This is a genomic window from Phenylobacterium sp., from assembly GCF_004799395.1.
GTDB lineage: Bacteria > Pseudomonadota > Alphaproteobacteria > Caulobacterales > Caulobacteraceae > Phenylobacterium.
Window position 1 is genome coordinate 1 of sequence record NZ_SSMZ01000096.1, and the last position, 16,511, is coordinate 16,511.

Here is a 16,511-nt window from a genome sequence, read left to right on the forward strand (position 1 = left end):
GGCGTCACGTCGAGCAGCAGCACGTCCTTGACGTCGCCCTGCAGCACGCCGGCCTGCACCGCCGCGCCCAGCGCCACGACTTCGTCGGGGTTCACGCCAGTGTGCGGTTCACGGCCGAAGAAGGCCTTCACGGTCTCGACGACCTTGGGCATGCGGGTCATGCCGCCGACCAGGATCACCTCGTCGATGTCGGACTTCTTCAGGCCCGCGTCCTTCAGCGCCTGATCGCAGGGGCCGATGGTCTTGGCCACCAGGTCTTCAACCAGGGCTTCCAGCTTGGCGCGGGAGAGCTTGATGTTCAGGTGCAACGGGCCGTTGGCGTTCATCGAGATGAACGGCAGGTTGAGCTCGTACTGGGCGGTGAAGGAGAGTTCCTTCTTGGCTTTTTCCGCCTCTTCCTTGAGCCGCTGAAGGGCCAGCTTGTCCTTGCGCAGGTCGACCGAGTTCTCCTTTTTGAACTCGTCGGCCAGGAAGTCGACGATCCTGAGGTCGAAGTCCTCGCCGCCCAGGAAGGTGTCGCCGTTGGTGGACTTCACCTCGAAGACGCCGTCGCCGATCTCCAGGATCGACACGTCGAAGGTGCCGCCGCCCAGGTCGTAGACCGCGATCTTCTTGCCGTCGTTCTTCTCCAGCCCGTAGGCCAGCGCCGCGGCGGTCGGCTCGTTGATGATCCGCAGGACTTCGAGGCCCGCGATCCTGCCAGCGTCCTTGGTCGCTTGGCGCTGGGCGTCGTTGAAATAGGCCGGGACGGTGATGACCGCCTTTTCGACCTTCTCGCCGAGATGCTGCTCGGCGGCTTCCTTCATCTTCTGCAGGATGAAGGCCGACACCTGCTGCGGCGAATAGTCCTTGCCCTGCGCTCGCACCCAGGCGTCGCCGTTCGGGCCCTTGACGATGTCGTAGGGCACCATGCCCTTGTCCTTCTCCACCATCGGATCGGTCATCTGGCGGCCGATCAGGCGCTTGATGGCGAACAGGGTGTTGGAGGGATTGGTCACCGCCTGGCGCTTGGCCGGCTGGCCGACCAGCCGTTCGCCGTCCTCCAGGAAGGCGACGACGGAGGGCGTGGTGCGTGCGCCTTCGGCGTTTTCGATCACCTTCGGCGTCTTGCCATCCATGATGGCGACGCACGAATTGGTCGTGCCGAGGTCGATACCGATAATCTTGCTCATTGAGAGTCTAGCTCGCTCCTTGTTGGCGGACGCTACGGGGAAGCCTTCTAGTGAAGCGCCTCTGTCTTGCAACGTCCCCGGTTCGATCAGAACTTCGCCCGGCTCCGTCGCGAAGGTTTACTCGCGCGTAGCCCGGCGTTGTCAGCCGATATGGGGAAAGAGGACGCGCCCGCAAGGGTGAAAGTCTCCAATCGCGCCAAGCACATGAGTCAAATGTTACGTGGCCGTGACGCGTTTCGGGCGACGGATGACGCCGTGGCGGCCCCAACGATCGCGGTTTTGCATACGCCGCCACTTTTGACTCCCTGTGTCCTGGCGCCGCAGTGTCGGGATAACAACCACAATTACCCCTTACGGAGGCTTACCTTGGTCACGCTCACTCGCGCCGAAGGCACCCAGCCCGGCGATCTGGACCTCACACGGCGCTCCATCGCACTCGCCGTGGCCGGCGGCTACGCCGTGGCGGCCTACTCTGCCGACGCCGAGACAATCACCACCGACTCTGTCGGCCTGGTGACCGAAACGGTCGAGATCCAGACCGCTGATCGCAAGATCCCCGGTTTCCTCGCGCGACCGGCCGCAAAGGGCAAACACCCGGTGGTGTTCGTCAATTCCGAGGTCTTCGGCGTGCATGAGTGGGTCAAGGACATCTGCCGCCGCCTGGCGAAGGCCGGCTATGTGGCGCTGGCCCCCGACCTCTTCGTCCGCACGGGCGATCCCTCGAAAACCACCGACATGACCGTGGTCATGAACATCGTGAAAGCTCAGCCGGAGGCGCAGGTGCTCGGCGACACCACCGCCTCGCTCAAATACCTCGCGGCCCAGCCCTACGCCGACATGAAGCGGCTGGGGACGACGGGCTTCTGCTGGGGCGGCGGGGCCGTCTGGCGCGACTGCGAGACCTTCCCCGAATTCAAAGCGGGGGTGGCGTGGTATGGCCCCCTGAAGGCCGGCCCCTATCCGCGCACGCCGCCGATCGACGGCGTGAAGGACCTGAAGTGCCCGGTGCTCGGCCTATATGGCGGACAGGACAAGAGCATCACCGCCAAGGACATCGAGGACATGCGCGCGGCGCTGAAAGCGGCCGGCAAGGAGGGCGAGATCATCGTCTATCCCGACAGCCAACACGGCTTCCTGGCCGACTACCGCACCAGCTACGACCCCAAGGCCTCGGCCGACGCCTGGCCGAAGATGCTGGCCTTCTTCAAAGCGCACGGGGTGGCCTAGCGTCCCTCCCGTACTGGGCGAGACGGGGCGAGACCTCCTAGTGGGGCGCCTCGTCCGGCGCGGGCGCGGGGGGCGCCTCGGTGGGGACGGCGCCGGCCGGCGCAACGGCGCCAGGGGCCGCGGAAGCGCCTGGCGGAGCAGTGGCGGCGGCGGCCCTGGCTTCCTCGTCGGCCTCTTCCTTGGCTTCCTTGTCCGCCTCGAGCTTTTCCTTCTCCTCGGGCGTCAGTTCGTGGGGTGAAGCCGCGCCTTCGATGCGGTCGGCGCTCAGCGGCACGGCGTCAGTCGCCGTCAGGGCTGTCGCGCCTGCGCTGGCCGCGGCCCGCTCGCCCGGCATGCGCCCGTGCGACGGCGCATTGACCACGCCAAGCGTGAAGGCGGAGAGCGCCACCAGGGCGAGCAGCACGCCCACGACCTGAAGCACGCGATGCGGCATCGTCCATTGCATGGGCGCGACCCTAATGCCCGGGCCCGGCCTCGGCAAATCGCCTGTGCGGGGGCCGCAAAGTAAATGCCGGTTAACCATCGCGGCGCGAAACAGGGCTGTTGATTTGAGTGGAGCGGTTTCAGCATGGCGCGCACGGCCCGGAAGACCGGCATGGCCTTGGTCTGGCACATCGCCGACCTCGCCTGGTCGCATCCCGGGACGGCGCGCCTGCGCGGCGGCGTCACGGCCGCGGCGGGCGCGGGCCTGGCCGTGGCCTTCGCCACCTACAACGCCGCCGATCCGAGCCTGAACGCCGCCGGCCCGGCTGCGCCGACCAATGCGCTGGGGGCGCCGGGCGCGACGCTCGCTGACCTCGGCGTCCAGTCCCTGGGCCTGGCCTGCGCCTTCCTGGCCCTGACGGTGGTGGTCCTGGGACTTTGCCGGGCTGCCGCCAGCGAACCCGCGGCCACGCGAGGGTCCCTTCGGCTGCGCGCCCTGGCAGGCATCGCGGGCGTCCTGGCGCTGGCGGCCGCGCTCGCGTGGCCGGCGCCGCCCGCCGCCTGGCCGCTGGCCAGGGGCCTGGGCGGCCTGTGGGGCGACGCCCTGCTCACCGGCCTCTCGAGGCTGCTGGCCTACGCCCACCTGCCCTTTGCCCAGCCGATCGCCGCGGTAGCGTTTGCGGGGGCCGCCTTGGTCGCGCTGGCCTACGCTATCGGCCTGCGCCCCTCGGAGCTGCACACCCTGGGCGAGTGGCTGTCGGTCGCCCTGACGCCCAAGCCGAAGCTGGCCGCCGCCGCACTGTCAAAGCCTGAGCGCGCGGCCAGGGTCTCGACCCGCGAACGCCGCGAGGGCGGGATCCCCGACGCCGCGCTCGACCCCGCGCCCGTCGCCCACAATTTCGGCGAAGGCCCGAAGGTCAAGGCGCCCAAGACCGGGCCCAAGGAGAGCCCGCGCGAGCAGCGCGAGGCCCAGTCAACCTTCGAGTTCGTCCGGCCCGGCGGCTTCCTGCTGCCTGAGCTCTCCATGCTGGCCAAGCCGAAGCCCCGCGCCGCCCAGTTCGACGAAGGCGCGCTTCGCCAGAACGCCCAGCTGCTGGAGAGCGTGCTGGCCGAGTTCGGGGTCAAGGGCACGGTCGACCAGATCCGCCCCGGCCCTGTGGTCACCCTCTACGAGCTGGTCCCGGCCGCCGGCGTGAAGTCGGCCCGCGTGGTGGCGCTCAGTGACGATATCGCCCGCTCCATGAGCGTCGCCGCCTGCCGCGTGTCCGTGGTGCCCGGGCGCAACGCCATCGGCATCGAATTGCCCAACCAGAAGCGCGAGACGGTCTATCTGCGCGACCTCCTGGCCTCTTCCGAATACGAGCGCGGCGGCCAGACGCTGCCCATGGCGCTGGGCGAGACCATCGGCGGTGAGCCCTACATCGCCGACCTGGCGCGCATGCCTCACCTGTTGATCGCCGGCACCACCGGCTCGGGCAAGTCGGTGGGCGTCAACGCCATGATCCTGTCGATCCTCTACCGGCTGCCGCCAGACCAGTGCCGGATGATCATGATCGACCCGAAGATGCTGGAACTCAGCGTCTACGACGGCATCCCCCACCTGCTGGCGCCGGTGGTGACCGATCCCAAGAAGGCGATCGTCGCGCTCAAGTGGACAGTCCGCGAGATGGAGGACCGCTATCGCCGCATGTCGAAGATCGGCGTGCGCAACGTCGCCTCCTACAACGAGCGCGCCAAGGAGGCCGCGGCCAAGGGCGAGCACTTCGAACGCACGGTGCAGACGGGCTTCGATGACGCGGGCCGGGCGATCTACGAAAGCGAGAAGATCACCCCCGAACCGATGCCCATGCTCGTGGTCATCATCGACGAAGTCGCCGACCTGATGATGGTGGCCGGCAAGGACATTGAAGGCGCCGTCCAACGCTTGGCGCAAATGGCGCGGGCCGCCGGCATCCACCTGATCATGGCCACCCAGCGGCCGTCGGTGGACGTGATCACCGGCACCATCAAGGCCAACTTCCCGACTCGGATCTCCTTCCAGGTGACGTCGAAGATCGACAGCCGCACCATCCTGGGCGAGCAGGGCGCCGAGCAGTTGCTCGGTCAGGGCGACCAGCTCTACATGGCCGGCGGTGGGCGGATCACCCGCCTGCACGGACCTTTCGTCAGCGATGGAGAGGTGGAAGCGGTCGCCAAGTTCCTGCGCGAACAGGGCCAGCCGCAGTACCTGGAGGAGGTCACCGCGGCTCCGGCCGAGGACGGCGAGCCGGGCGACCAGGGCTTCGGCGGCGAGGGCGGCGAATCCAATGATCTCTACGATCGCGCCGTGGCCGTGGTCACCCGCGATGGCAAGGCCTCGACCAGCTACATCCAGCGCCGCCTGCAGATCGGCTACAACCGGGCCGCCTCGCTGATGGAGCGGATGGAACAGGAAGGCGTGGTCGGCCCCGCCAACCACGCTGGCAAACGCGAGATCTTGGTCTCCGCGGCGCCCTAGCCCTTCGGCTTGCGGTGAATGCCGCTGAAGGCGTCGGGAATAGTTTGACCAGTCTCGAGAAGTGTTTTCAGGTTCGAAAGCACCGCGGGCCAGCCCTCGGAGATGTCGAGCAGGTTGGAGTCGTCCAGGCCGGTGTGGCTGACGGTCAGGCGCACCTTTTCGCCGAGCTCTTCGATGTCGAAGGCGACGCAGCTGACCTTCTGCGGATCATGGGCCTGAGACGGGTAGGCCCAGCTCAGCACCAGGCGGCGCGGCGGGTCGACCTCAAGCACCTCGCCAACCAGGTCGGCCGGCTTATCGGGAAATTTGTGGGCCCAGGTCGAGCCGACCTGCCAATCGGAGACGTTGGCCCGCTGCCAATAGCGCGCGCTGAGGGTCTCGTCGGTGATCGCATTCCAGACCTTTTGCGGCGTGGTGACGATGTAGGTCACGTAGACGTAACTAGGCTTTGTCATCGCGGTCTCCTTCGAGGCGCTGTTTGAGATCGGCCAGGGCGTCGAGTCGGGGCCGTTCGAATTTCGCGATCCAGCGGGCGTGCGCCTCGTGGATCGGGACGGGGTTCATGTAGTGCAGCTTCTCGCGGCCCCTCCGGACGGTGGCGATGAGGTTGGCGGCCTCCAGGACGCTAAGGTGCTGGCTCACCGCTTGGCGGGTCATGTCCAGGCGCGCCGCAAGTGCGCCCAGGGTTTGGCCGGGTTCACGGAACAGGTCGTCCAGCAACGATCTGCGGCTCGCGTCCGCCAGCGCCTTGAAGACCCGGTCCATCTCATCGGTCATGGCTCCAATATGCAAGTAATTACTTGCGTGTCAATTTGCGCGCGCCGGGCTGACGCGGGATGCGCACCTCGCTTAGGATGCGCCATGCGTTTGCCCGCCCATGCCCTTGCGGCCGTAATCGCCGCCACGTGCGCGCCGGCCTTCGCCGCGCCCGTCTGCACGCCTCCGCCGAGCCTGACGCCCGCGCCGGCTCTGACGCCGCGGCCGGACGAGGTCGTGCACGGCGTGAGCGTCGCCTACTATGTGCTGGCGCTGAACTGGACGCCGGAATGGTGCCGCACGGGCGGCGCCGGCGCCTCGGCCAAGGAAATGGAATGCGGCCGCCCATTCGGCTTCACCCTGCACGGCCTGTGGCCCGATGGGGCGCACCCGCCCTATCCCCGGTTCTGCCTGCCCGCCGGCGCCCTCGACGCCGCGACCGTCCGCCAGATGTATTGCCGCACGCCGTCACCGATCCTGCTGCAACACGAGTGGCAGGCGCACGGGACCTGCGCGGCCTGGGCCAGTCCGCAGGCCTATTTCGGCCAGGCCGCGGCCCTGTTCGATCGGCTGACGCTGCCGCGGATCGAGCGGATCCCGGCCGGTGAGCTCACCGCCAGCGCCGTGCGGTCCGCCTTCCTGGCCACCAACGCCAGCCTCGCGGGCGACGAGATCTACATCCAGACGCTGCGGGGCTCGGGCGCGCTAAGCGAAGTGCGGATCTGCTACGACCTGAAGTTCAAGCCCACGGCCTGCCCGGGCGGCGCGGGCGCGCCGAACGGCCTCCATATGACGCTCGCGCCCAGTCAGACGGGCGCCTTCTGACGTTCCGAGCGTTTCGGACACCTTGCGGCCAGCATGCTGGGCGGCCACCTTGCCTCTCATGAGATCGACGATGAGCCTACCCCGCCGCCAATTGCTCGCCATGATCGCAGCGGCCGCCCTGGCGCCCGCCGCCGCCTTCGCCGCCACTCCGCCGCCGGCCCTGTCGGCGGAGGATCAGGCGCTGGTCGACAAGGCGGTCGCCTATCTGCAAGGACTTGGCGAGGCGAAGGGCCGCTTCACCCAGACCGACGCCCGCGGCGCGATGACCTCCGGCGAACTTTTCCTGAAGCGCCCCGGCAAGGCCCGCTTCGCCTACGATCCGCCTGCGGGCCTGCTCGTCGTTTCCGACGGCGGTCGCGTAATCGTCTCCGACAGCCGGCTGAACACCTTCACCGCCTACCCACTGGGTGCGACGCCGCTCTCGCTGTTCCTGGCCAAAACCATCCGGTTGGACCGGGGCGTGCAGGTGACCCGCGTCACCCGCGCCGCCGATGGGTTTTCGATCACCGCTCGGGACGGCAAGCGCGAGACCGCCGGCCAGATCGTGCTGACTTTCCACGACAGGCCCATGTCGCTGGCGGCCTGGACCGTGACCGACGCCCAGGGGAACACGACGCAGGTCCGCCTCAACGGCCTGCAGGCCACATCCGGCCTGGACCCCGCCCTTTTCGTGCTCAAGGACCCGAGGCCAAAACCGGCGACTCAAGGTTGATTGTGACGGATTCGTCACGGGCAAGGCCTAACTCGATAACTCTTGACTTTTGCGTTGTATGTGGCGTGAATGCCACTATCTCGTTTGCGCGCGTACGCGCGGGCGGAATCCGTGCCGGAACCTATCCCCTCCCGGCCGCGGCATGAGAGACCACTTCAACGCCCGGGCTTCTCCAGTGCCCGGGCGTCCCTTTATCCGCTCCATTCCCATACGCGACAGCCACCCTTAAGGAGCGGCATGCGCCTTCGAATCTGCACCTGGAACGTCAACTCCGTGCGCCTGCGCGCTGAACAGGCCGCCCGCTTCGTCGCCGAACAGGGGCCTGACGTGCTGTGCCTTCAGGAGATCAAGTGCCGCGAGGGCGAGTTCCCGCGTCAGGCCTTCGTCGACATGGGCCTGCCCCACCTGAAGATCGCCGGCCAGAAGGGCTGGCACGGCGTCGCGATGGCCTCGCGCCTGCCGCTGGAGGACGCCCCGCCGCTGGACGTCTGCCGCGAGGGCCACGCCCGCTGCGTCGGCGCCACCGTGGCAGGGGTCGAGATCCACAACTTCTACATCCCGGCCGGCGGCGACGTGCCCGACCGCGTGGAGAACCCGAAGTTCGACCACAAGCTCGACTTCTACGAAAAGCTCACTGCTGAGCTCGGCAAGCGGGACCCCAAGGCCCCGCTGGCCATCGTCGGCGACCTCAACGTGGCGCCCGGCGAGAACGACGTCTGGAACCACAAGTACATGTCCAAGATCGTCAGCCACACGCCGGTGGAGATCGAAGCCATGGATGCCCTGCGCAAATCGCTAGGCTTTATCGACCTGACCCGCGAAGCCTATCCGGAGCCGCAAAAGCTGGCGTCGTGGTGGAGCTATCGCGCTCAGGACTTCCGCCAGTCCAACCGCGGCCTGCGCCTCGACCACATCCTGGTGACGCCCGGCCTGCGCGACGCCGCCTTCCGTCTGGGCGCCGCCGCGGCCCGCATCCACGACGACGTCCGCGAATGGGAACGCCCTTCAGATCACGCGCCGGTCAGCGCGGACCTGATGCTCTAGGGCGCCAGCTTGTAGCCACCCGCCTCGGTCAGCAGCAGCTTGGCGTTGGCCGGATCGCTCTCGATCTTCTGGCGAAGGCGGTAGACGTGGGTTTCCAGGGTGTGGGTGGTCACGCCGGCGTTGTAGCCCCAGACCTCGGCCAGCAGCTCCTCCCGCGACACCGGCTTTTCGCCGGCCCGGTAGAGGTACTTCAGGATGTTGGTTTCCTTCTCCGTCAGGCGGATTTTCTTGGCCTGCGGATCGACCAGCATCTTGCCGGCGGGGCGGAACTCATAGGCGCCCAGCCGGAAGACAGCGCCCTCGGAATGCTCGTAGTCGCGCAATTGCACCCGGATTCGGGCCAAGAGCACGGCGAACTTGTAGGGCTTGGTGACGTAGTCGTTGGCTCCGGCGTCGAGGCCCTGGACGGTGTCGTCGTCCTCGCCCGCCGCCGTCAGCATGATCACCGGGGTCGACACGCCGCTCGCGCGCATGCGCCGGCAGGCCTCGCGGCCGTCGAAGTCAGGCAGATCGACGTCGAGCAGGATCAGATCCGGCCGCTCGGTCTGGGCCAAGCGCACGCCCTCGGCGGCGGTGGCCGCCTCCAGGGTGTCGAAATCCTCCGACTGGAGCTGTTCGGCCACGGCGCCGCGCAGGTCCGCGTCGTCATCGACGATGAGGAGGGTCTTGCGTTGGGCCATGACCGGACGAACATGCACCGCATCGCCGCTTGCGACCAACCGTATTTAGGAACGCGCCCCGTGATCTTCACCGCCACCGCCGATTCGAGCCTCAGCGGCGGGTGGATGGAGCTTTCAGGGCGCCGGGTGCGCTGCGCGCTGGGCAGGTCCGGCGTGAAGCCCGCGAAGGACAAGCGCGAGGGCGACCTGGCCTCACCGGCCGGCATCTGGCCGATCCGCCGCGTGTTCTATCGGCCCGACAGAGGCGGCGCGCCGAAGACGGCCCTGCCGGTCGTGGCGATGTCGCCGGACGACGGCTGGTGCGACGATCCTCACGACGCCGCCTACAACCGCCTGGTCAAGCTGCCCCGCGCCACGAGCCACGAGAACCTGTGGCGCGACGACCACGTCTACGACCTGGTGGTGATCCTGGGCCACAACGATGATCCGCCTGAGCCCGGCATGGGCTCGGCGATCTTCCTGCACCTGGCGCGAGAGGGCTACACGCCCACCGAGGGTTGCGTCGCGCTCGCTCGCCCGGACATGGAAGCGTTGCTGGCCGCCGCCCGTCCGGGCGACGCCCTGGAGATCCGCGCCCGCTAAGCGGCGTCATTGACAGGCTCCCGGATAGGCCCTTAAGGCGTCGGCCATGGCCGCGACGCCCAAAACCGCCCAGCAGAATCAGAACCGCCTCCTGGCGGCGTGGGCGCGCATGGTCGTTTCGAACTAGGTCTTCCAACCCTTCGAAACCCGCTCCCAACCCCGCCTGACCGGCGGGGTTTTTCATGTCGCCGTTCGGGCCTTTCGCCAGAGAAAGAGACCCATGACCACCGACTTCTGCACCGAAACCGATGTCGACCGCGTCGGCCTTGGCCTGATCTACCGCTCGCTCCCCAAGGCTGAGTGGACCCACGCCGCCCACTTCGCGGCGGCGCTCTGGCTGCTGCGCCACCGGCCGGACTGGCGGCTCGCGGAACGCATGCCGCCGCTGATCCGCGCCTACAACGAAGCCACGGGCGTCGAGAACTCCGACTCTGGCGGCTACCACGAGACCATCACTCAGGCCTCGCTCGCTGCGGCGGGGGCCGTCTTGGCCTCGCATCCACCGGACAGACCCCTGAATGAAATCGTCGACGCCCTGATGGCGGGTCCACTGGGCCGCTCGGACTGGCCGCTCGCCTACTGGTCGAAGGACCGGCTCTTTTCGGTCGAGGCGCGGCGCGTCTGGATCGAGCCGGATCTGCAGGCCTTCGATCCGCGGGCGTTCACCGCCCGCTAGCTGCGCGCCCCGAACACCGCCGAGCCCACCCGCACGCTGGTCGCCCCGAAGGCGATGGCGGTCTCGAAGTCGTCGCTCATCCCCATGGAGAGCTTCGCCAATCCGTTGCGGGCGGCGATCTTGCCCAGCAGGGCGAAGTGCGGACCGGCAGGCTCGGCGGCCGGGGGGATGCACATCAAGCCTTCCACCGTCAGCCCATAGGTCCCGCGGCAGGCGGCGATAAAGGCGTCGGTCTCGGTGGGGATCACGCCGGCCTTCTGCGGTTCTTCGCCGGTGTTCACCTGGACGTAGAGTCCGGGGCTGCGGCCCTGTTTGCCGATCTCTTCGGCCAGGACGCGGGCCAGTTTCTCGCGGTCGAGGGTCTCGATGACATCAAAGAAGGCCACGGCCTCGGCGGCCTTGTTGGTCTGCAGGGGTCCGATCAGGCGCAGCTCGATCTCGCCGCGCCATTCGGTCCAGCGGCCCTGCGCCTCCTGCACCCGGTTCTCGCCGAAGACCCGCTGACCGGCGGCCAGCACCGGGGCCACAGCCTCCCACGGCTGCATCTTGGAGACCGCCACCAGGGTCACGTCGCCGCTCGGCCGAGCGGCGGCTTGCGTCGCGCGGGCGATCCGGGCCACGACATCGGCGAAAGCAGGAGGAGGCTGGGCCATTTCGGGCGGATTCTGGACCTTCGCGAGGACGGCCCAGTTCCTAGGGCGCCGCGCCCGCCTGCGAAAGGGGGCGAAGGCCGCCCTGCCGACACTGCTGTTCTTCACCGACCCGACCCGCACGCCGGACCCGGAGGCCGTCGCCCGACGCCTGCCGCGCGGCGCGGCGGTGGTGTTCCGCGCCTTCGGAGCCGCCGACGCCGAAGCGCGGGGGCGCAGGCTGAAAGCGATCGCCCGTTCACGCGGCCTGATCCTGCTGATCGGCGCCGACGCGGGGCTAGCCCGAAGCCTGGGCGCCGATGGCGTGCACCTGCCCGAACGGCTCGCGGGGCGCGCGCGGCGGCTGAAAGCAACCCATCCGTTCTGGATCGTCACCGCGGCGGCGCATTCGCCGGCGGCGGCGCGCCGCGCCCTGAGGGCCGGCGCGGACGCGACGGTGGTCTCGACGGTGTTTGCGAGCCGATCCGCGTCGGCCGGCGCGCCCATGGGCGCGGTCCGGCTGGCGATCCTGGTTCGCCGCGTCGGCGGCGCGGTCTATGGCCTGGGCGGCATAGACAACAAAAAAGCCCGCCTCCTGAAGGACTCGGGCCTGGCGGGCGTCGCAGCGGTGGACGCGTTCGGGACTTGAACCCTAGAACTTGAACTTGGTCTCGAGCTGGACGCGCGGTTGGCTGGTGTCCGGTGTGTTCGGCTTCGGACCCTGGATCGGCTGTTGGTCGCCGAAGGCGAAGGCGCCGCCGACCCGCAAGGCCGGGGTGATCTTGTAATACGCGCCAGCCTGGATGTCGTTCAGCGTGGTCTGGCGGGTGTCGGGCTGCTGCAGGTTCAGGGTGACGCCCCAGCGGCCCTTGGCCGCATAGTCCCATTTCAGCATCTGGGCGCCGGAGAGCGGCGAGGAGTCGGCGTGGACTGTGAAGTCGAGCGGCTTGGTCGAGGTGCTCTGGGTGGTCGTGCTCTGCGCCGATGTCGTTGAACTCATCGAAGCCGGGGCCGCCTGCGCAACGCCGCTCGCCGCCCCAAGAAGGGCGGTTGTGGCGGCCAGCATTGCAAACCCGCGGACGGACATGCCCAACATATAGCCCCTCGACGCAGCGCACACACCCCCAGTCGCCCAGGTTCCGCCACGGTGAAGGCCGATTAGAGAGCCGTCCTGGCTAAGGTCAACTTAATCCGCGTGCATAATGCCGGCATATGACGAAGAACCTCTTCGCCTGTGGCGGCAGGGTCACGCGATTCCTGTTTGGCGCCTGACATGGCATTGTTATAGAGGCTCCCGGCGCGGGGCGGCGCCGCGGCGCTAGCTTCGCGCCGCGGAAATCATTGGAGACGGACACATATGCCGTTTGTGCGCGGTACTTGGATGCGTGGCGTTGCGGTGAGCGCCTTGGCTGTCGCCTCGCTGGGCGTGGCCGGCTGTTCCCACATCATGCATCCGCTCGGCGGCGGCGGGAAGGGCGGCCCCAAACAGGTGGTCAACCCCGACTCGGCGACCCAGATCGGCGTCAACGGCTATCTGTGGCGCGCGACGCTGGACACCCTGTCCTTCATGCCGCTGGCCTCGGCCGACCCCTACGGCGGCGTGATCATCACCGACTGGTACGCGAATCCGGAAAAGCCGGATGAACGCTTCAAGATCACTGTCTATATCCTGGACGCGCGCCTGCGCGCCGATGGGCTGAACGTCGCGGTGTTCAAGCAGAACAAGGACGCCAACGGACAGTGGATCGACGCCCCCTCGACCAGCCAGACCGAGACGGACTTCGAGAACGCCATCCTGACGAAGGCGCGCCAGCTTCGACTTTCGAACCTCAAGGGCTAAGCCGCCCAAGCCGTTCGTTCGTCGGCGCGCCTGTCAGAGGCCGTTGACCGGAAGTCCCACTCCAGTCCAAAGCCTCCACGATGGCCCGCTACAACCCCAAAGAGACCGAGCCCAAGTGGCGCAAGGCCTGGGCGGACACCGACGCCTTCCGCGCGGTGATGGATCCATCCAAGCCCAAGTACTACGTGCTGGAGATGTTCCCGTACCCGTCGGGACGCCTGCACATGGGCCACGTGCGCAACTATGCGCTGGGCGACGTCATCGCCCGCTTCAAGCGCGCCCGGGGCTTTTCCGTGCTGCACCCGATGGGCTGGGACGCCTTCGGCCTGCCCGCCGAGAACGCCGCCATGGAGCGCGGCGTCGATCCCAAGGGTTGGACCTACGACAACATCGCCCGGATGCGCGCCGAGCTGAAGGAACTGGGCCTGTCGATCGACTGGTCCCGTGAATTCGCCACCTGCGACGTCGCCTATTACGGCCAGCAGCAGGCCTTGTTCCTCGACCTGTTCGCCCGCGGCCTGGTCTATCGCCGCGAGGGGATGGTCAACTGGGACCCGGTGGATATGACCGTGCTGGCCAACGAGCAGGTGGTTGACGGCCGCGGCTGGCGCTCCGGCGCGGTGGTCGAGAAGCGCAAGCTGAACCAGTGGTTCATGCGCATCACCAATTACGCCGATCAGCTGACCGACGACTTGGCGACCCTGGACCGCTGGCCCGAGAAGGTGCGGGTCATGCAGGAGAACTGGATCGGCCGCTCCAAGGGGCTGACCTTCTCGTTCGAGTTCGCCGGCGAGCCGCCCCGGGGGTTCGATAAGGGCCTGGAGGTCTACACGACGCGGCCCGACACCCTGTTCGGGGCCAGCTTCGTGGCCATCGCCGCCGACCATCCGCTGGCCGAGCGGGTTGCGGCCGCCGACGTCGCGGCCCAGGCCTTCATCGCCGAGTGCAAGAAGGGCGGCGCCAGCCAGGCGGAGATCGACACCGCCGAGAAGCTGGGCTTCGACACCGGCATCCGAGTTAAGCACCCCTTCGATCCCAGCTGGGAGCTCCCGATCTGGATCGCCAACTTCGTACTGATGGACTATGGCGCGGGCGCCCTGTTCGGCTGCCCGGCCCACGACCAGCGAGATCTCGATTTCGCCCATAAATACAAACTTCCGGTGACCCCGGTGGTGCTGCCGCCCGGCGAGGACCCGGAGACTTTCGCCATTGGCGACGAGCCCTATCTGGGCCCCGGCACGATCTATCATTCACGGTTCCTGGACGGGCTGGACATCGAGGCCGCCAAGACCGCGGCCATCGCGCGGATGGAGGAGCTTGGCCAGGGCCAGGGCGCGACGGTGTTCCGCCTGCGCGACTGGGGCGTGGCCCGCCAGCGCGCCTGGGGCTGCCCGATCCCCGTGGTTCATTGCGACAAGGACGGCGTCGTGCCCTTGCCGAGGTCGGCCCTGCCGGTGGCGCTGCCCGACGACCTGGAGTTCGGCAAGCCCGGCAATGCCCTGGCCCGCCACCCGACCTGGAAGCACACGATCTGTCCCAGGTGCGGCGGCCCAGCCACCCGTGAGGTCGACACCCTCGACACCTTCGTGGATTCGTCCTGGTACTTCGCCCGTTTCGCCAACCCGGACGCGGCCGAGCCCATCGACAAGCAGGCCGCCGACTACTGGCTGCCGGTCGACCAGTACATCGGCGGCATCGAGCACGCCGTGCTGCACCTGCTCTATGCGCGCTTCGTCACCAAGGCGCTGGCCGACGACGGCCAGCTGGGCGTGCGCGAGCCGTTCGCCGGCCTTTTCACCCAGGGCATGGTCACCCACGAGACCTATCGTCGGCAGAGCGGCGAGTGGCTGGAGCCCAAGGACGTCGAGGTGATCGTCGAGGGCAAGGCCCGCCGCGCCCGCCTCGTGGAGAACGGGGCCGAGGTGGTGATCGGCGATGTCGAGAAGATGTCGAAGTCCAAGCGCAACACCGTGGCGCCGGAGGAGATCTTCGACGTTTACGGCGTCGACGCGGCGCGCCTGTTCGTGCTGTCCGACAGCCCGCCCGAGCGCGACGCCCAGTGGTCCAACGCCGGCGTCCAGGGCGCTTGGCGTTTCGTGAACCGGGTCTGGGAGGAGTTCGATAGCCAGCCCGATGGCGCGGGATCGCCCACCGGCGGCGGCGGCGAGGCCGCCGTGGCCGTGCGCCGTGCGACCCACAAGCTGACCCGCCAGGTCACCGAGGCCATCGACACCTTCCGGTTCAATTCGGGGATCGCGCGGCTCTACGAGTTCCTGAACCTGCTGAAGGCCAATCCGGCGGCTGGCGCCAGCGGCCCCCTGCTGGCCGCCCGCCACGAGGCGCTGTCGGCCTTCGCCCGGCTGATTGCGCCGTTCACGCCACACCTGGCCGAAGAGTGCTGGGCGCGGGTCGGCGGAGGGGGCATGGTCGCCATGGCGGACTGGCCGGCCTTCGACATCGCGCTTACCGAAGACGCGGTTCGGGTGCTGCCGGTGCAGGTCAATGGCAAGCGGCGAGGCGAAATATCGGCCCCGGCGGGCGCCTCGGCGGCGGACGTGGAGAAGATCGTGCTTGACGACCCCGAGATCGCGCGGCGCCTTGAGGGCCTGACCATCCGCAAGGTGATCGTGGTGCCCGACCGCATCGTCAATATCGTGGCCGCCTGACGTGGAACGCCCCGCCAAGCTCCTGCTGAGCCTGGGCGCCGCGGCCGCCAGCCTGGCGCTCGGCGGTTGCGGGTTCACCCCGCTCTACGCCGCGCAGGGCGTGGTGCCGAAGCTGGCCGCGATCAACGTCGTCCAGCCCAATGGCAGAGCCGGCTTCCTGATCCGCGAGCACCTGGAAGACGCTTTCGCCAAGGACCGCAGCGTGCCGGCGCTCTATTCCATGGGCCTGTCGCTGTCCGAGGCGCGCTATCCGCGCGGCGTGCGCACCGACAATGTCGCCACCCGCTACGAATTCGTGATGACCGCCGACTACACCCTGGCCAACCTGCCCGCCGGCGACATCGCCAAGAAGGGCCGCGTGCGCGTGGAAGTCACCTACGATTCCGCCGACGACCCTTACGCCGCGATCGTCGCCGAGCAGGACGCCGAGGACCGGGCCGCCGAGGAGGCCGCGCGGCGCATCCAGCTGGAGCTGGCGTCCTGGATCGCCACCGGCGAACCCACGGCGAAGACCAAACAGAAGGTGACGCCGCCGCCGGCCGATTCCACGACCCCGACCGGGCTGCCGACCGGAGGCTAAAGGCGTTGATCCTCGGCAAGCGCCCGGACATCGAACGTTTCCTGTCGCGGCCGGACGCCGGCGTGCGCGCCGCTCTGATTTATGGCCGGGACCTGGGCGTCGTGCGCGAGCGCGGCCAGCAATTGGCCGCCAAGATCGCCAAGCACCCCAACGATCCCTTCGACGTGGCCCAGCTGACCGACGGCGATCTCGACGCCGACGC

18 protein-coding genes and 1 pseudogene are annotated in these 16,511 nt (G+C 68.3%); 12 read left to right on the forward strand and 7 right to left on the reverse strand.

The window, feature by feature from the left end; translation table 11 throughout:
- Positions 1 to 1,172, reverse strand: a 1,172-nt coding sequence (gene dnaK, locus E8A12_RS06900; protein ID WP_293367182.1) for a molecular chaperone DnaK, incomplete at its 3' end; no start/stop codon positions are given.
- Between the two features lie 366 nt (positions 1,173 to 1,538).
- Here dnaK and E8A12_RS06905 point away from each other — a divergent pair.
- The gene (locus E8A12_RS06905; RefSeq protein WP_293367183.1) at positions 1,539 to 2,399 is read left to right on the forward strand and encodes a dienelactone hydrolase family protein; all 861 of its coding nucleotides are present in this window, start codon (positions 1,539 to 1,541) and stop codon (positions 2,397 to 2,399) included.
- A 37-nt stretch (positions 2,400 to 2,436) separates the two neighbouring features.
- On the opposite strand, the gene E8A12_RS06910 is transcribed toward E8A12_RS06905, so the two are convergent.
- Positions 2,437 to 2,844 (reverse strand): hypothetical protein, encoded by a 408-nt coding sequence (locus E8A12_RS06910; protein ID WP_293367184.1) that lies wholly within the window; start codon positions 2,842 to 2,844, stop codon positions 2,437 to 2,439.
- A gap of 123 nt (positions 2,845 to 2,967) precedes the next feature.
- Here E8A12_RS06910 and E8A12_RS06915 point away from each other — a divergent pair, with 123 nt between their 5' ends.
- Complete coding sequence (locus E8A12_RS06915) at positions 2,968 to 5,319, forward strand: DNA translocase FtsK (protein ID WP_293367185.1); 2,352 nt, start codon at positions 2,968 to 2,970, stop codon at positions 5,317 to 5,319.
- On the opposite strand, the gene E8A12_RS06920 is transcribed toward E8A12_RS06915, so the two are convergent.
- Both E8A12_RS06920 and E8A12_RS06925 read right to left on the reverse strand, forming a co-directional pair.
- A complete protein-coding gene (locus E8A12_RS06920) occupies positions 5,316 to 5,774 on the reverse strand; it encodes an SRPBCC family protein (RefSeq protein ID WP_293367186.1) in 459 nt (152 codons plus the stop codon). The genes E8A12_RS06915 and E8A12_RS06920 overlap by 4 nt on opposite strands.
- Complete coding sequence (locus tag E8A12_RS06925) at positions 5,761 to 6,096, reverse strand: metalloregulator ArsR/SmtB family transcription factor (protein WP_293367187.1); 336 nt, start codon at positions 6,094 to 6,096, stop codon at positions 5,761 to 5,763. The genes E8A12_RS06920 and E8A12_RS06925 overlap by 14 nt, the downstream gene beginning before the upstream one ends.
- Positions 6,097 to 6,180: 84 nt before the next feature.
- Between E8A12_RS06925 and E8A12_RS06930 the strand changes: the two genes are divergently transcribed.
- The 3 genes from E8A12_RS06930 (at position 6,181) to E8A12_RS06940 (ending at position 8,656) form a co-directional block, all read left to right on the forward strand.
- Positions 6,181 to 6,900 (forward strand): ribonuclease T, encoded by a 720-nt coding sequence (locus E8A12_RS06930; protein WP_293367188.1) that lies wholly within the window; start codon positions 6,181 to 6,183, stop codon positions 6,898 to 6,900.
- A 70-nt stretch (positions 6,901 to 6,970) separates the two neighbouring features.
- On the forward strand, positions 6,971 to 7,612 hold the full coding sequence (locus E8A12_RS06935) for an outer-membrane lipoprotein carrier protein LolA (RefSeq protein WP_293367189.1): 642 nt from the start codon (positions 6,971 to 6,973) through the stop codon (positions 7,610 to 7,612).
- A gap of 237 nt (positions 7,613 to 7,849) precedes the next feature.
- Positions 7,850 to 8,656 (forward strand): exodeoxyribonuclease III, encoded by an 807-nt coding sequence (locus tag E8A12_RS06940; protein ID WP_293367190.1) that lies wholly within the window; start codon positions 7,850 to 7,852, stop codon positions 8,654 to 8,656.
- On the opposite strand, the gene E8A12_RS06945 is transcribed toward E8A12_RS06940, so the two are convergent.
- On the reverse strand, positions 8,653 to 9,336 hold the full coding sequence (locus E8A12_RS06945) for a response regulator transcription factor (protein ID WP_293367198.1): 684 nt from the start codon (positions 9,334 to 9,336) through the stop codon (positions 8,653 to 8,655). The genes E8A12_RS06940 and E8A12_RS06945 overlap by 4 nt on opposite strands.
- A gap of 105 nt (positions 9,337 to 9,441) precedes the next feature.
- On the opposite strand from E8A12_RS06945, the gene E8A12_RS06950 reads away from it, so the two are divergent.
- Both E8A12_RS06950 and E8A12_RS06955 read left to right on the forward strand, forming a co-directional pair.
- The gene (locus E8A12_RS06950) at positions 9,442 to 9,918 is read left to right on the forward strand and encodes a L,D-transpeptidase family protein (protein WP_293367199.1); all 477 of its coding nucleotides are present in this window, start codon (positions 9,442 to 9,444) and stop codon (positions 9,916 to 9,918) included.
- A 220-nt stretch (positions 9,919 to 10,138) separates the two neighbouring features.
- Entirely contained in the window at positions 10,139 to 10,594 is a 456-nt protein-coding gene (locus E8A12_RS06955; RefSeq protein ID WP_293367191.1) for a hypothetical protein, read from the forward strand.
- Here E8A12_RS06955 and E8A12_RS06960 read toward each other — a convergent pair.
- Complete coding sequence (locus E8A12_RS06960; RefSeq protein WP_293367192.1) at positions 10,591 to 11,247, reverse strand: YggS family pyridoxal phosphate-dependent enzyme; 657 nt, start codon at positions 11,245 to 11,247, stop codon at positions 10,591 to 10,593. The two genes, E8A12_RS06955 and E8A12_RS06960, sit on opposite strands and share 4 nt — an antisense overlap.
- Between E8A12_RS06960 and E8A12_RS06965 the strand changes: the two genes are divergently transcribed.
- A complete protein-coding gene (locus E8A12_RS06965) occupies positions 11,141 to 11,872 on the forward strand; it encodes a thiamine phosphate synthase (protein ID WP_293367193.1) in 732 nt (243 codons plus the stop codon). The two genes, E8A12_RS06960 and E8A12_RS06965, sit on opposite strands and share 107 nt — an antisense overlap.
- A gap of 3 nt (positions 11,873 to 11,875) precedes the next feature.
- Here E8A12_RS06965 and E8A12_RS06970 read toward each other — a convergent pair whose 3' ends face one another.
- On the reverse strand, positions 11,876 to 12,223 hold the full coding sequence (locus tag E8A12_RS06970) for an NtrZ family periplasmic regulatory protein (protein ID WP_293367194.1): 348 nt from the start codon (positions 12,221 to 12,223) through the stop codon (positions 11,876 to 11,878).
- Positions 12,224 to 12,580: 357 nt separating this feature from the next.
- Here E8A12_RS06970 and E8A12_RS06975 point away from each other — a divergent pair, with 357 nt between their 5' ends.
- The 4 genes and pseudogenes from E8A12_RS06975 to E8A12_RS06990 all read left to right on the forward strand — a co-directional run.
- Positions 12,581 to 13,063, forward strand: coding sequence for a DUF3576 domain-containing protein (locus E8A12_RS06975; RefSeq protein WP_293367195.1), 483 nt, complete (start codon positions 12,581 to 12,583; stop codon positions 13,061 to 13,063).
- 80 nt (positions 13,064 to 13,143) lie between these two features.
- The gene (leuS, locus tag E8A12_RS06980) at positions 13,144 to 15,729 is read left to right on the forward strand and encodes a leucine--tRNA ligase (RefSeq protein ID WP_293367196.1); all 2,586 of its coding nucleotides are present in this window, start codon (positions 13,144 to 13,146) and stop codon (positions 15,727 to 15,729) included.
- Between the two features lies 1 nt (position 15,730).
- The gene (gene lptE, locus E8A12_RS06985) at positions 15,731 to 16,309 is read left to right on the forward strand and encodes an LPS assembly lipoprotein LptE (RefSeq protein ID WP_293367197.1); all 579 of its coding nucleotides are present in this window, start codon (positions 15,731 to 15,733) and stop codon (positions 16,307 to 16,309) included.
- A gap of 5 nt (positions 16,310 to 16,314) precedes the next feature.
- Positions 16,315 to 16,511, forward strand: a pseudogene (locus E8A12_RS06990) (DNA polymerase III subunit delta); the annotation flags it as partial.

Excerpts from the sequence above, each read along its gene's own strand:
- E8A12_RS06910 (WP_293367184.1), bottom strand. The coding sequence starts at position 2,844 with ATGCAATGGACGATGCCGCATCGCGTGCTTCAGGTCGTGGGCGTGCTG.
- E8A12_RS06915 (WP_293367185.1), top strand. The coding sequence starts at position 2,968 with ATGGCGCGCACGGCCCGGAAGACCGGCATGGCCTTGGTCTGGCACATC.
- E8A12_RS06920 (WP_293367186.1), bottom strand. The coding sequence starts at position 5,774 with ATGACAAAGCCTAGTTACGTCTACGTGACCTACATCGTCACCACGCCG.
- E8A12_RS06925 (WP_293367187.1), bottom strand. The coding sequence starts at position 6,096 with ATGACCGATGAGATGGACCGGGTCTTCAAGGCGCTGGCGGACGCGAGC.
- E8A12_RS06930 (WP_293367188.1), top strand. The coding sequence starts at position 6,181 with ATGCGTTTGCCCGCCCATGCCCTTGCGGCCGTAATCGCCGCCACGTGC.
- E8A12_RS06935 (WP_293367189.1), top strand. The coding sequence starts at position 6,971 with ATGAGCCTACCCCGCCGCCAATTGCTCGCCATGATCGCAGCGGCCGCC.
- E8A12_RS06940 (WP_293367190.1), top strand. The coding sequence starts at position 7,850 with ATGCGCCTTCGAATCTGCACCTGGAACGTCAACTCCGTGCGCCTGCGC.
- E8A12_RS06945 (WP_293367198.1), bottom strand. The coding sequence starts at position 9,336 with ATGGCCCAACGCAAGACCCTCCTCATCGTCGATGACGACGCGGACCTG.
- E8A12_RS06950 (WP_293367199.1), top strand. The coding sequence starts at position 9,442 with ATGGAGCTTTCAGGGCGCCGGGTGCGCTGCGCGCTGGGCAGGTCCGGC.
- E8A12_RS06955 (WP_293367191.1), top strand. The coding sequence starts at position 10,139 with ATGACCACCGACTTCTGCACCGAAACCGATGTCGACCGCGTCGGCCTT.
- E8A12_RS06960 (WP_293367192.1), bottom strand. The coding sequence starts at position 11,247 with ATGGCCCAGCCTCCTCCTGCTTTCGCCGATGTCGTGGCCCGGATCGCC.
- E8A12_RS06970 (WP_293367194.1), bottom strand. The coding sequence starts at position 12,223 with ATGAGTTCAACGACATCGGCGCAGAGCACGACCACCCAGAGCACCTCG.
- E8A12_RS06975 (WP_293367195.1), top strand. The coding sequence starts at position 12,581 with ATGCCGTTTGTGCGCGGTACTTGGATGCGTGGCGTTGCGGTGAGCGCC.
- leuS (WP_293367196.1), top strand. The coding sequence starts at position 13,144 with ATGGCCCGCTACAACCCCAAAGAGACCGAGCCCAAGTGGCGCAAGGCC.